Raw genomic sequence first — 14,132 nt, 5'->3', positions numbered from 1 at the left:
GTTTGATTTCCAATGGATAAACTGCTCATTAAAAATGTGCATATCATCGACCCTTCACAATCCCTTAACTGCATAAGCGATATTATGATTGAGGACGGCGTTATATCAAAGCTTGGTAAAAATCTTACTGTCGATTGCAAAACCATTGATGGTTCAGGTCTTTATGCCGCTCCAGGTCTTGTAGATATGCATGTACATCTTCGTGACCCAGGCTTTACTGATAAAGAAGATATTATGACTGGGTGTAAAAGTGCAGCGGCTGGCGGTGTAACAAGCTTACTTGCCATGCCAAACACAAAGCCTGCTGTTGATACTCCAGAAACTGTAAAGTATATTCTTGATAAAGCAAAAAATGCAGACGCAAGAGTTTATGTTGTCGGAGCGATTACTAAGGGCTTAAAAAGTGAGGAAATGACTGATATTCCTGCACTTAAAGAGGCGGGAATTATTGCTCTCTCTGATGATGGCAGACCTGTTGTAAATACAAAATTTATGGCAGAGGCTATGCAACTTGCTGATGAGCTTGGTCTTACAGTTACTGCACACTGCGAAGATTTATTTCTTGCAGACGGCGGAAAAATTAACGAAGGCAAGGTTTCTAAACTGCTTGGTATAAAAGGCATACCTGCCGCCGCTGAGGATACTGGTACAGCAAGAGAAATTGCAATAGCTGCTGCATATGGAACTGCTATTCATATATGCCATGTCAGCACAGCTACTTCTGTTGCACTTGTTCGTGATGCAAAGGCTCGTGGTGTTCGTGTTACCGCAGAAACCTGCCCACATTACTTTACCTTTACAGAAAATGAACTTCTCAAGCGTGATGCAGATTTCAGAATGAACCCTCCTCTTAGAACAGAAACAGACAGGCAAGCTATCATAGACGGACTTCTTGATGGCACTCTCGATGCAATCTCAACAGACCATGCACCACATACTCCAGAAGAAAAAGCTGATTTTGAGAAGTCACCTAACGGAAGTATTGGTATGGAAACTTCTTTCTCGGCTTCATATACCGCTCTTGTAAGCACTGGTATTATGTCGCTCGAAAAGCTTATAAAGCTTATGTCAACAACCCCTGCAGAAATTCTTGGAATAAATGCTGGCTCACTAACAGTTGGTTCACCTGCTGATATTATGCTCTTTGACTCTGATGAAGAATGGGTAGTTGATGAAAATAAACTGCACGGAAAATCAAAAAACACACCATTTAAGGGTAAAACTCTTAAATCTCGTGTTAAATATACAATTTGTGGTGGCAGAATAGTATACACTGCAGAATAAAATTAAACGGAGGCTGATTACAATGTCATTTGACAGACTTATCGCTAAAATTATTGAAACTAAAAATCCGACAGTAGCAGGACTTGACCCAAAGCTTGATTATATTCCTGTATACATTAAAGAGGAATCCTATGCAAAATATGGCAAGAATCTTGAGGGTGCAGCAGATGCTCTCCTCACATTCAACAAGGCCCTTATTGATGCTCTTTGCGATATAGTTCCTGCTATAAAGCCACAGGCAGCTTACTATGAAATGTATGGTTTCTATGGCGTTAAGGCTCTATATGAAACTATCTCATATGCTAAAGAAAAAGGTATGTTCGTAATTACAGACGGCAAGAGAAACGACATAGGCACAACTATGGAGGCTTATGCAACTGCTCACCTTGGCAAAACAGATGTTGAGGGTGTTAAGTTTGAGGCTTTTGGTGCAGATGCACTTACTGTTAATGGTTATCTCGGAACAGACGGCATTAAGCCATTGCTCAAGATTTGTGAAGATTCTGACAAGGGAATTTTCGTACTTGTCAAAACATCTAATCCATCATCAGGCGAACTTCAAGACAGAGAGCTTGCAGACGGCAAGTCTGTATATGCAACTATGGGCGAAATGTGCGAAAACTGGGGCTCAGAGCTTGTCGGTAAATATGGATATTCAGCAGTAGGCTCTGTTGTAGGTGCAACATATCCTGCACAGCTCGGAGAATTGAGAAAATCTATGCCCCACACATTCTTCCTTGTACCTGGATATGGTGCACAAGGTGGCGGTGCAAAAGATGTTGCTCCTGCATTTGATTCAAATGGTATTGGTGCTATTATCAATTCTTCTCGTGGAATTATGTGTGCATACAAAAAAGAAGGCTGTGACGAAAAGGATTTTGCAGCCGCCGCAAGACGAGAAGCTATCCGTATGAGAGATGACATCAATTCTGCCATTTCTGGCTGATAATCTAAGACAGATTCTAAAATAAAAAGCTTGTAGAATCGGTGGACGGAGTCCTTGTGATTGTTAATGATAAGGTTCTTAATATCTCTTTGTTTCTAAAGAGGCGGACTATGGACAAGTCTGTAAAAAACGGAAAATAGAAAAAGATACCCTCTATGGTGGAATAAAGGAAACTACCATAGGGGGATTTTTTATATCAAGAAGTTACAGATATATAAGCGATTAGAAATAGAAAACATATTAATACGGGATTTTCTCTTGCTCACAAAAAGAAAGTGGAGTTATCTATTGAATATCAAGTAGCAAATATTGTGCTTTAGCTGAAAATTTCTTTTTCATACTCAAAACCGAGTGTATCCACAGAATACATCAACTTCTACGACAATTACCGTATTCAAACAAAAACAAAACTGACTTCGCTTGAAAAACGAAATCAGTTTGTTTCTTAAAATTTAATTTTCTATCTTAAGTACACTTTTTGTACTGTCTGCACAATCTGGGGCAGATTAGGTCACTAAGTTCACCTCTTTTATTTTTCTTATCAGTAACATTAGTTGAATAGAAAACCCTTGATAGAGTTCCCTACGAAAAACATTCCACTGGAATATTTTTCTACCCTCCTGCCCTTAACTCGGGGAAAGTTATATCAAATTACTTAGAGGATTTTTTTCTTTTTCTATACATTGCTATTGCAATAATAGAGGTACTTGAGATTAAACCAAGTGTAAACCATATAATCATATTGTCTGCACCAGTTTGAGGAACGTTTCCATTTTGATTGGAAGAATTATTAGGAATGCTCGGGGTAGATGGGTTATCAGGTGTAGCTGGTTCGTCAGGATTGCTTGGGTTATCAGGTGTAGCTGGTTCGCCAGGATTGCTTGGTTTATCAGGTGTAGCTGGTTCGCCAGGATTGCTTGGGTTATCTGGTGTAGATGGTTCACCAGGTTTGTTTGGCTTTTCAGGATTAGATGGGTTATCTGGGTCAGTGTTTTCTGTTGGCGTCATAGAGATAAGATTGGAAGTCCAAGCTTCGACACTAGCGTTATAATCAATATCTTCAATATTGAAATCTATGTCTTTTCCGTTAATTTTAATCGTAACACTATCAGCTAAGCGATAACCTTCTTCCCATGCGTCTCCATCTATTCTAAAATATATACTGTATTCGTAGTTGACGCCTGACTTGAATTTCTCAATATGTTTTTCAAAAGCCTGATTGAAGAATGGACTTGTACATATACCTTCACCATTGACATTATCACGCCAATATTCTACAATACTATATTTACTGTTTTCGGGTTCTTTGCCTGTAAATTTAGGAGCATCACCCACATTGAATGTCAGTGTAGCATTGTTAACCTCTATCGTATCAATTACTTTGTAATTGTCAAGAGATTCAAATGTCGTTGTGTGCATATTCTTTATGGTAAGAATACTTTCATCTTCAGAAACAGTGCAAATTGCATCATCTATATCTTCAAAATGCCAAGAGTCTTTAATCAGATATTTGGCAGTTTTATTGAACTTATATCCGTCTTTTGCTTTAAGTTCCATACCATAAGTGTAGCTGCGACCAGATTCAAATATATCGTATTCATGTTTGCCTGATGAAGAGTTTACTTTGCCATCGTCACGAACCCAAAATTCGTTTATAATTTCATATTGTTGGTCTGAATCGAGTGTTAACTCACCATAGGCGCAATGGTTGCTGTCTACTTTATTGCCAGGACTTATAAGTATCCAAGTCCCACCTGGGTTAAAAGCAATAGTTGTGTCTACATCGGTCTTTTGTGTTTCAACAGAAAACTCTGTTTCAGCCGTACCACTTTCAGATACAATTGCGATTGTATGTTTGCCAATAGTAAGAGTTTCGAGATATGAGGCTTTAAGTTTTACAATAGTGCTTCCTGATTCAACAGTATAATTCTCTGTTGAGAGGTCTGCACCATCAATAGTAACTTTGATAAAATCATCATATTCAGCATCAGAGCGGAAGCTTGCTCCTTCGTTTGAAGCCTTTATCCATGTTTGCTTTGAGCCTTCGGTTATTTCAGGCGCTTTAGCAGACTCCCATTTGGCATATAAATCCATATTCCAGTTACTACCCTCAAAAGGTTCGCCTTTATCCTTATAATCATATACACCATCACCATTCATATCATAGGTGCGGTCATCATTAAGACCATAGAATGGACGAGTATAATCGGAATCAAGATACCAGCCTGCAAAGGTATAGCCATTTCTGGAAATGTCCAAATCAGTTTCATCAAAACCTATATATTCAGTGACATCTTTTTCCTTATTATATTCTTTGTCAATTTCGTAAATATAATCACTTTGATTATTTACTGTGCCCTTCATACCATGAAAACTCATAGTGAAGCCTGGTTGATAGTTTGCAACTAATTCGGAATCTTTAAAATCACAAGTACCCAACGAATTATCATCCAAACTCCAGGTGAAATCAGTGTATGATTGTCCTTTTGCCTTACCAGTAGGATAAATAGTTGCACTATTTCCCCATGGAATACTTCCGCTCCAGCGGTAGAAATGTTCGCCTGCCATTGTAGGTGCAGGAATATTAAGAGTATAGTCTTCATTAGTTATATAATATTTATCTGGCAGGTTTTCTACTTGAACTGTACCGCCTTGTAAATCATATGAGAAATTATATTCAGGTTCATATGCTTCTAAGGTTACATATGCTTCACGAAAAACTACGCCTGCAACTTGAACAACATTATTTTCTGCACTCCATATATTATATCCAGCAATACCTCCAGATCCAGTACACCATAGTCTAAGAATCTTACCAGTATTGTTGGTAAATCCGGTATTGGTTTTTACCATATCACCTTTTTGAGTATTTTCTCCATCAATACTATCATAATTTCGGCATTCAGTTGTTGTAAATTCAATTTCAGGTAAGTTTGATTTCAGATATGTGGTATCATATTTTTTTATGCTGAATCCTGCATCTACACTAGTCCATGCAACATCTTGACCATATAAGCCTTTTTCTATAGAATGTTTTGTTTCACCTTTATATACTACACTGTCACCTGGCATAATGACATAATTAAAAGGTCCTCCCAATTCATGGGTCAGCGTCCATGTTTTTGGAGTATGTTCGGGCGGAAGATTTGTTTGTATTTGTTCATTTTGTGTAGTGTCAGTTACTAAAGTAGCCGAAGCCGCTGTGGTAGCTGATAATAGCATACAAGACGATAACAAAACCGACAGCACTTGGTTTGTTTTTTTGATTGATGTTTTTTTCATATTTTCTCAACCTCGCTTTACTAAATAATTTATTTTAGCTTTGTTTAGTTTAAGTTTTAGTTACCATAGCTAAAATACACCTCCATAGGCTTGAAATTTTTACACTTTTATTATACTATAAGATATTATAGTGTAGTGAATTATTTCCATAATGTCACTTTCCAATTTGGAAAATAACTTTTATAATTTAACATGGGGTGTATAATTATATAGAAGTGTGGGGTTTATAAGATGGAATTTAATGAAAGACTTAATGATTATATAGAAATTATAAATTGTACTGCTAAGGATTTATGTAAGGTTTCGGGTTTATCACCCTCTACTATCAGTCGCTATCGTTCTGGTGAGCGTGTGCCTGAAATTAATAGCGAGGCTTTGGAAAGGATTTGTGAAGCTATTGTTATATTAGCAGAAAATAAACAACCTAATATAACAAAAAAATCAGTTATAGATTCTTTTCTTGAATGTGATGATGTAAGTACAGCAGATAGAGAGCAATTAAGAAAAAATTTTAATACATTGATTTCAATAATGAATATAAATGTATCAAAGCTTTGCAAATATATAAACTATGATTCTTCAACAATATTCAGAATAAAGAGTGGTTCTCGTCAGCCTGCTGAGCCTGTTAAATTTGCAGAGGGTGTTGCATGCTGTGTTGCGAAAGAAGTAGAGAACGATTCTCAGATAAAAATACTTTCTGAACTTTTGGAATGTTCAAAAGAAGAACTTTCTGATAATTCAAAGCGTTTTGAAAAATTAAAAGAATGGCTTATAAAAGGCAAGAGTGATAATAACATATCAAATTTTTTAGATAAGCTAAATGAATTTGATTTAAATGAATATATTAAAGCGATACATTTTGATGAACTAAAAGTACCAACATTGCCGTTTCAGCTTCCGACATCAAAAAGCTATTTTGGTTTAAAAAATATGATGCAGAGTGAGCTTGATTTTCTCAAGGCAACAGTTCTTTCTAAATCTATGGAACAAGTTATAATGTATAGTGATATGCCAATGGAAAGTATGGCTAAGGACGCAGATTTTCCTAAAAAATGGATGTTTGGTATGGCTATGATGCTAAAAAAAGGCTTGCACTTAAATATGATACATAATGTTGATAGACCGTTTTCAGAAATGATGCTCGGGCTTGAAAGCTATATACCTATGTATATGACAGGTCAGATTTCGCCATATTATATAAAAGGTATACAGAATAGCGTTTTTTTGCATTTCCTTAAAGTATCAGGAACAGTTGCATTATCTGGTGAGGCTATTTCTGGTTATCATAGTGACGGAAAGTATTACCTTACAAAATCTAAGGACGAGGTTGCCTATTATAATAAGAGAGCGAACGAACTGTTAAGCAATGCACATTCCCTTATGGATATTTATAGAGAGGATAGTGTAAGTGCATTGAATGCTTTTTTATTTTCAGATGTTCACACAGAAGGAAAGAGAAGAAGTATTTTATCTTCACTACCACTTTATACTATGGAGGAGAATTATTTAAAGAAGTTTTTAGAAAAACATTCTCTTTCGGAAGCAGATAAACAGAATATAATGTCTTATGCTGAACAACAAAGAAATATTGCAGGGCAAATTCTTAAAAATAATATCATTGAGGACGAAATTCCTTATATAACTAAAGAAGAATTTGAAAACTATCCTATGTCGCTCTCTCTTTCCGGAATGTTTTACGAGAATGATATACTGTATACATACAAAGACTATCTTGAACATTTAAAGCAAAGCCTGAAGTATGCAGAAAAACACCCAAATTATATTTTTAAGCAGACATCTGCACATACTTTCCGCAACTTGCAGATAATAATACATCAAGGGCAGTGGGTTATGATTTCTAAGGGAAAATCTCCAGCAATTCATTTTATAATTCATCACCCAAAGCTTAGAGAGGCAATAGAGAATTTTACTCCACCAATGCAGGAAAGTTAGTTTATATATAAGAAAATCCTATCTATTGGGCAATTTATTGCTTTAATAGATAGGATTTTTAATATGACATAAATTAAAAAAATTTAAGACTTATTTTAATGGTTTTTTATTTTTTGGTTTATCTTTTTAGCTTCGTTTTTATAATAAAGCCAAAAGAAAAAGTAAATTACAAATGATAGTGCAATCATAATTAAAACAGAACTTATAACTATTCCTATGCCTAAACTAATTGGAAGCCAACCAGCAATAAAGGCAGTAATAAAATAAATAATAAAGCCGATGCCAAGGTGAATAAGACACTTTATTCCTTGTGAGAGCTTTTCGTTTTCATATATAAAAGTTGGCAATGCAAATGCTATTCCAACAACTGCTGAACAGATAAGCTGTTTGAGATATTCATTCGCAGTAAAATAAATTTTGCCTTCTGAAAATGATATTATAAGCATAACAAGGCAGTTTATAGTACAGCCCCAAGCAATTCCTAAAAAAGTTCTTCCTAAAAATTTTTTCATAAATAAAACTCCTCTCATAAACCAAGATATTTCTTAAATTCAGACAAATATTTTCTTGAGATATATTCGCTTTGTTTGTTTTTTAGAAAAAGTTTCATCATACCGCTGAATGATGGTTCAACAAAATCAATTTGTTTAAGATTTATTACTGCACTTTTTGAGATTTGCATAAAATCTTTGCCAAGTAATGATAAAAGCTCATAAAGCCTTTTCTTAGAGCGGTACTTATGGCTTTCGCAATAAATAATAGTTTCTGAATTTTCAATACGAATCATATAAATTTCTGTGGGTTGAATAATAATGATTTTTTCATCATCATTTGCGGTGATAAGTTCTGATTTAGTATCAAGTAATGAAACCGCCTGTTGAACCTCTGGTGTAATTTTATTTGTATATATAACCGCATAAGGTTTATTTGTGTCGATTATTTCAATCCGAATGTTCAATTTTAAAACCTCCTTTCTTTTGATATTATTATATATAAATGAAGTTTTGTTGTCAGCAAAATTACGCTAAGAGGTATATATTTGCTGCTGAAATTCAAATATCGAGAGCTGAAGGAGTTAATTGATTTTTAGTTTTATATAAAAATCCGCTTTTGATATAAATACCAAAGGCGGATTAAAATTTTAAGCGATAGTATTTAATTTTTCTTTGATAACAGTGACAGCCTCTTGAATTCCATCATCACTCATAGGAAATTCTTTGCTATATAAAATTTCGCTTTTTTCCTTGCAAAACTTTCCAGTCCAAATTTCTAAAAGTAGAGTGCGTTCTTTTTCGTCATTATCCTTTGGTGAAAGACAATAGCGAAAATTTTCTTCGCTTTCAGAAAATGGATTATCACACTGAAACCATAGTAAGAGCGGCATATCGTCGCATATCATATCTGAATCGCTCCTTAGGTGAAGTAAACAAGCTCTTCGTCAGGTTTTTTGCCCGGTTCAACTGCAAGAATATATAGAACAGGACCAACACCTTGATAAGCTGAATTATTCTCAACCTTAATCTTAGCTTTAACCTTATACCAACCTTTATTTTTAAGCTTGAGGTCAGTATTTGAGTTGCAGACAAAGCCAATATAATTTATATCCTCAGCACAGCAGGTCATACAGAAGCGCCCTGCGATAAAGGTATTTTTAGGAAGCTTAGGGGATTTTGCAACAATGCCCGTATAGCTGATAATCTTACCATCATACTTATCAGGCTCGTCCATAGCGTCAAGATAAAGTATACCGAAATCCTCGTCCTTAATCTCAACAATAGGTGCTTTAAGGTCAAATGGCAATTCGTCCTTGATGTCGTCTGGCTCGATAGAACCATCTTTATATTCAAAAACAATACTTGCTCGGCGATTCAATGCACGAACTGCATTATGGAATTTAGCCTTATCAACACCAGGCTCACAACGATTTATTGCAATCATTTCTGCGGCGGAGAATTTATCTATCATAAGCTGACGCATATTAGCATTATAAATATCAAATGTTGTAGCATCAAGCATCATCATTGTTTGATAGATTTGCCAGTTCTTAGGAAGTGCTTCGGCAAGCTGTTGAATAAGCCACATACCGTTATATTCGATAAGAACTCTTTCAGCTCTGCACTTTTTGCGAAGTTCCTCGAGGTGCTTGGCATTAAGCTCGGCTTCGTCCTCTATAACTGCTATTGTAACATTTCCACCATGGAATTTAGATGTATCGAATTCCTCGATACCCTCTTCACAAACAACAATAAGTGTTCTGTCGCCATCGTGAAAGCGTTTGTCAGACATAGATTCTTGAATGAACTTAGTTTTTCCGCCCTCAAGAAATCCCAAAAACAGATAAACAGGTATAGTCATTTAATCAAATCCTTTCGGGAAAATCTCTTAGCAATCGAAAAGTTCAGCAAGAGCAGCCTCATTAAGTTTAGAACCGATAACACAAAGCCTGCCAGTATAGTCAGCAGAACCATTTCTTACATTTGATTCCTTAGGAACGAAGTCAAAGTGAATCCATTCACCGTTTTCACCTGCAACAATGCCCTTTGCACGAAGTATGAAACCATACTTTTCAGTATCATTCAAAGCAGAGAGAATTTTTTCAATTTCTTCCTTTGTGAAGTGCTTTGCAGTTTCCTTGCCCCAGCTTGTGAATACTTCATCAGCATGGTGATGATGTCCGTTATGGTCATGACAGCAATGCTCGTGGTCATGCTCATCGTGGTCATGGTGGCAATGCTCGTGGTCATGCTCATCGTGGTCGTGGTGGCAATGCTCATGGTCATGCTCATCGTGGTCGTGGTGGCAATGCTCATGGTCATGCTCATCGTGGTCATGGTGATGATGTCCACAGGTTGGGCAAACTTCAGCCTCTTTGAGGAGGTCCTCTGTGAAGGAATTGTCACCTTCGATTGCTGTAAGAATGTTTTTACCAGAGATTTCGCTCCATGGAGTTGTAACAACTCTTGCTTTGCTATTATGCTCACGAATAAGGGCGAGAGCGGCATCAAGCTTTTCCTGTGAAAGATTTTGAGTTCTGCTGAGAACGATAGTGCTTGCATATTCGATTTGGTTAAGATAAAACTCACCAAAATTCTTAATATACATCTTGCACTTTGTAGCGTCTGCAACTGTAACAAAACCGTTAAGGCAAACCTTATCTGTTACGACAGCCTGAACAGCCTTAATAACATCTGAAAGCTTACCAACGCCTGAAGGCTCGATGATGATTCTGTCAGGAGCGTAGTCCTCAAGAACCTTGCCGAGAGCCTTTTCAAAATCACCAACAAGAGAACAGCAGATACAGCCAGAATTCATTTCGTTAATCTGCACGCCAGCCTCCTTGAGGAAACCGCCGTCAATGCCGATTTCGCCGAACTCATTCTCAATTAAAACGAGCTTTTCGCCCTTAAAGGCTTCTTCGATAAGCTTTTTGATAAGTGTAGTTTTTCCTGCACCGAGAAAGCCTGAAAAAATATCAATTTTAGTCATAAAGAATCCCTTCTTCTAAGAAATTTGCATATTATAGTTTGTGTGCTATAAAATTTGCCTAATCTTTATTATATACCTTTTTTGCGATAATAGCAAGTATTCGCAAAAACACAATTTCAAGTGTCATATAAAATATAAAACCATTGCCAGAAGATTTCCTTTACAAAATGTATTTGAGGGTGTATAGTATTAGTTACAGAGTAAGATTGTGTGCGTTAAGTGTCATACGAACGGGGAGTTGTCGTATGAACGAAAAGAATTTCTTGCGGTACGCAGTCTGCATCCCGCTGTTTGATAATGTAAAGAAGTAATCTTCTTATTTCATTACAGCGATTCTGTAAAAATAAGGAGGTTTTTTTATGTTCAAAAACAAATTGAATGAAACAAAAAGTCGCAAAGCTAAGCTATCAACACAAACAATGGCAGTATTTGCAATTCTTATTGCCGCCCAGTTTGTAATTTCACAATTTCTTACATTTCAGGTGTGGAATATCAAAATAAGTTTTTCATTTATTCCAGTAGTTATTGCCGCAAGACTTTATGGTGCGGTAGGTGCTGCAGAAGTAGCAGGTATCGGAGATATTATCGGAGTTATATTCCGCCCTGTTGGAATATGGTTTCCGCCGATTACGATTTCGGCTATGCTTGTAGGTGCTGTATTTGGATTTTTTCTTAAAAAGAGTGATAGCTTTATAAGAATTTTAATTTCGGTACTTATATCAGAGTTTGTTTTTAGCTTGTTTATTACACCATTGTGGTTGACGATACTTTATAAAGGTAATGAAACAGATTTCTTTGCATTCTATTTTTCTACCCTTGTTTCACGCCTTTTTGTTCAGATAATACCAATGACCATAGTGAAGCTTGTTGTTATTACAGCAATGCTTAAAGCTATGGATAAGATTAAATTTGTAAAGCGTATGACAGAAGTTAATACATAAAATTTTCTATATTTATTAATATTTTCAACTCCCATAAAGGACATCAGACGCATTTTATAAGAGTGTGTTTGATGTCCTTTTTGTTATATAATCAAAGCTTAATATAACAATTCTAAAAATATTGACAAAGTCACCATTAAATTTTATTATAATGTAAAGTTGATTTAAAGCTGAAAGGATTGAAATAGTATGTCAGAATTTAAGACAAATGTTATGCGTATTCTTGATAAAGCAAAGATTACATATAAAGCACATACCTATGACCATAGTGACGGAGCTATTGATGGTGCAGCTGTTGCGGAAAAGATGGGACAAAATCCAGAACAGGTTTTCAAAACATTGGTTACAAAGGGTGCGGGCAGAGATTATTATGTTTTTGTAGTTCCTGTATTAAAGGAGCTTGATTTAAAAAGGGCGGCAAAATCTGTTGGCGAAAAGCATGTTGAAATGATTCATGTTAAGGATATAAATAAGGTTACGGGATATATCAGAGGAGGCTGTTCACCTATCGGAATGAAAAAGCAATTTGTAACAGTATTTGATAAGTCCGCCGAGAATATAGAAACAATCATAGTAAGTGCAGGAAAGATAGGTTATCAGATAGAGCTTGCACCAAAGGATTTAATTGAAATTGTTGGTGCAAAAACTGCTGAAATTACAGCGGATTAAGCAGAGGTGAAAGCTATGCCTTACTCAATAGAAATAGACTTGCATGGCCATACTGTTGAAAGTGCGAGAAGTCTTATAACTTCTACACTAAAAACCTTACCAAAAGATGTAAGGGAGGTTTCTGTGATACATGGTTATCGTGGTGGAATGGCTCTTAGAAATATGGTGAGTAAATATTCTAATGCTAAAATAGAGAGAAAAATATTAGGACTTAATCAAGGTGTTACTATCTTTGTGATTAAGAGATAAGAATATATTTTGAAAAGTTCATCACTTTGGTGATGAGCTTTTTATATGTAAAGATTAAGAAAAATCTTGATTTTAAGTAGATTAGTGCTTGACAAAATATATTTGGCTGTGTTAAAATCATAAATTGTGGGCGACTATTGTTTGCTGACTGAAATCTGGAAAATAAAATCCCAGTTTTCGCATATTTTGCTTGTTATAGAGCCATAATAATCAGGCTCTTTAACATATATATTTTGAGCAAGGAGGTGGATTTGATTGCCAACATTTAACCAATTGGTACGCAAGGGCAGAGAGGTTTCTGAAAAGAAAGCTAAGGCTCCTGCACTCCGTAAAGGCTGGAACTCTAAGAAGCGTGTAGCTATTGACCAAAACTCTCCACAAAAGAGAGGCGTTTGCACAGCGGTTAAGACAGCTACTCCTAAGAAGCCTAACTCAGCTCTCAGAAAGATTGCCAGAGTAAGACTTTCTAACGGTATCGAAGTTACTTCCTACATTCCTGGTGTAGGTCATAACCTTCAGGAGCACAGCGTCGTTCTCATCAGAGGCGGACGTGTAAAGGACCTTCCTGGTGTTCGTTACCACATTATCAGAGGTACGCTTGACGCACAGGGCGTTGCAAAGCGTATGCAGTCCCGTTCTAAGTATGGCGCAAAGCGTCCAAAGGCTGGAGCTGCAAAATAATTTCGCATAGAGCGAAAGAAAATTCTCTAAGGATAAATGTTTAATTGATTATGCAATACAGAGATGTATTTTTATATATAGCCTCTGTATGGCAAACGGAAGAACAAAATCCTTTCGAGTACCTAAGAATTCATCATTATGAAGGAGGGAAGTAAAGTGCCAAGAAGAGGTCAAATTGCTAAGAGAGATGTCCTGCCTGATCCAGTGTATAACTCAAAGCTCGTCACTCGTCTTATCAACAACATCATGTATGACGGAAAGAAGGGTGTTTCCCAGAAAATCGTTTACGGTGCTTTTGATATTATTTCCGAGAAGACAGGCAAGGAGCCATTAGAGGTTTTTGAGCAGGCTATGGAAAATGTTATGCCTTCTTTGGAGGTTAAGGCTCGCCGTGTTGGTGGTGCTACCTATCAGGTACCTATCGAGGTTTCACCTGAGAGAAGACAGACACTTGGTCTTCGTTGGATTGCTAAGTATTCAAGACTTAGATCTGAAAAGACAATGAGAGAAAGACTTGCCGGAGAAATCCTTGATGCTGTCAACGGAACCGGCGGTGCTGCTAAGAAGCGTGAGGATACTCACAAGATGGCAGAAGCAAACAGAGCTTTCGCACATTACAGATGGTAATTGCGTACTCT

General features: G+C 36.4%; 14 protein-coding genes and 1 riboswitch. Of the genes, 8 read left to right on the top strand and 6 right to left on the bottom strand.

The features are described from left to right. Positions 1-12: 12 nt before the first annotated feature. Together C9914_RS03935 and pyrF are read left to right on the top strand one after the other, a co-directional pair. Positions 13-1,284, top strand: coding sequence for a dihydroorotase (locus C9914_RS03935; RefSeq protein WP_022263982.1), 1,272 nt, complete (start codon positions 13-15; stop codon positions 1,282-1,284). A gap of 22 nt (positions 1,285-1,306) precedes the next feature. After that, complete coding sequence (gene pyrF / locus C9914_RS03930) at positions 1,307-2,230, top strand: orotidine-5'-phosphate decarboxylase (protein WP_106763529.1); 924 nt, start codon at positions 1,307-1,309, stop codon at positions 2,228-2,230. A gap of 651 nt (positions 2,231-2,881) precedes the next feature. Here pyrF and C9914_RS03925 read toward each other — a convergent pair. Beyond that, positions 2,882-5,512, bottom strand: a complete 2,631-nt coding sequence (locus C9914_RS03925) for an LPXTG cell wall anchor domain-containing protein (RefSeq protein ID WP_158707326.1) — start codon at positions 5,510-5,512, stop codon at positions 2,882-2,884. 231 nt (positions 5,513-5,743) lie between these two features. Here C9914_RS03925 and C9914_RS03920 point away from each other — a divergent pair, with 231 nt between their 5' ends. After that, a complete protein-coding gene (locus tag C9914_RS03920; protein WP_106763526.1) occupies positions 5,744-7,468 on the top strand; it encodes a helix-turn-helix domain-containing protein in 1,725 nt (574 codons plus the stop codon). 95 nt (positions 7,469-7,563) lie between these two features. Here C9914_RS03920 and C9914_RS03915 read toward each other — a convergent pair whose 3' ends face one another. The 5 genes from C9914_RS03915 to C9914_RS03895 all read right to left on the bottom strand — a co-directional run bounded on the left by C9914_RS03915 (position 7,564) and on the right by C9914_RS03895 (position 10,954). After that, positions 7,564-7,980: a DUF3021 domain-containing protein gene (locus C9914_RS03915; RefSeq protein ID WP_158707325.1), complete on the bottom strand. Its 417-nt coding sequence runs from the start codon at positions 7,978-7,980 to the stop codon at positions 7,564-7,566. Between the two features lie 14 nt (positions 7,981-7,994). Then, positions 7,995-8,426, bottom strand: a complete 432-nt coding sequence (locus C9914_RS03910; protein ID WP_106763522.1) for a LytTR family DNA-binding domain-containing protein — start codon at positions 8,424-8,426, stop codon at positions 7,995-7,997. 183 nt (positions 8,427-8,609) lie between these two features. Then, positions 8,610-8,867, bottom strand: coding sequence for a hypothetical protein (locus tag C9914_RS03905; RefSeq protein WP_106763521.1), 258 nt, complete (start codon positions 8,865-8,867; stop codon positions 8,610-8,612). Positions 8,868-8,881: 14 nt separating this feature from the next. Further along, the gene (locus C9914_RS03900) at positions 8,882-9,823 is read right to left on the bottom strand and encodes a TIGR03943 family putative permease subunit (RefSeq protein ID WP_106763519.1); all 942 of its coding nucleotides are present in this window, start codon (positions 9,821-9,823) and stop codon (positions 8,882-8,884) included. 27 nt (positions 9,824-9,850) lie between these two features. Then, positions 9,851-10,954 carry a CobW family GTP-binding protein gene (locus tag C9914_RS03895; RefSeq protein ID WP_106763517.1) on the bottom strand — a complete coding sequence of 368 codons (1,104 nt, stop codon included), beginning with the start codon at positions 10,952-10,954 and terminating at the stop codon, positions 9,851-9,853. A gap of 194 nt (positions 10,955-11,148) precedes the next feature. Beyond that, positions 11,149-11,246, top strand: a riboswitch (THF riboswitch). 67 nt (positions 11,247-11,313) lie between these two features. Between C9914_RS03895 and C9914_RS03890 the strand changes: the two genes are divergently transcribed. From C9914_RS03890 to rpsG, 5 genes are all read left to right on the top strand, one after another. Then, positions 11,314-11,895 (top strand): folate family ECF transporter S component, encoded by a 582-nt coding sequence (locus C9914_RS03890; RefSeq protein ID WP_106763515.1) that lies wholly within the window; start codon positions 11,314-11,316, stop codon positions 11,893-11,895. 189 nt (positions 11,896-12,084) lie between these two features. Then, the gene (gene ybaK, locus C9914_RS03885; protein WP_106763513.1) at positions 12,085-12,564 is read left to right on the top strand and encodes a Cys-tRNA(Pro) deacylase; all 480 of its coding nucleotides are present in this window, start codon (positions 12,085-12,087) and stop codon (positions 12,562-12,564) included. Between the two features lie 15 nt (positions 12,565-12,579). Beyond that, complete coding sequence (locus C9914_RS03880) at positions 12,580-12,813, top strand: Smr/MutS family protein (protein WP_106763511.1); 234 nt, start codon at positions 12,580-12,582, stop codon at positions 12,811-12,813. 255 nt (positions 12,814-13,068) lie between these two features. Then, a complete protein-coding gene (gene rpsL / locus C9914_RS03875; RefSeq protein ID WP_022263969.1) occupies positions 13,069-13,494 on the top strand; it encodes a 30S ribosomal protein S12 in 426 nt (141 codons plus the stop codon). 156 nt (positions 13,495-13,650) lie between these two features. Continuing rightward, positions 13,651-14,121, top strand: a complete 471-nt coding sequence (gene rpsG, locus C9914_RS03870) for a 30S ribosomal protein S7 (RefSeq protein ID WP_022263968.1) — start codon at positions 13,651-13,653, stop codon at positions 14,119-14,121. The last annotated feature ends 11 nt before the right edge of the window (positions 14,122-14,132 follow it).

Source organism: Pseudoruminococcus massiliensis (genome assembly GCF_900291955.1).
Lineage (GTDB): Bacteria > Bacillota > Clostridia > Oscillospirales > Acutalibacteraceae > Pseudoruminococcus > Pseudoruminococcus massiliensis.
The sequence above is the reverse complement of the archived record's forward strand: the minus strand, read 5'-3'. Positions and strand labels throughout refer to the sequence as shown.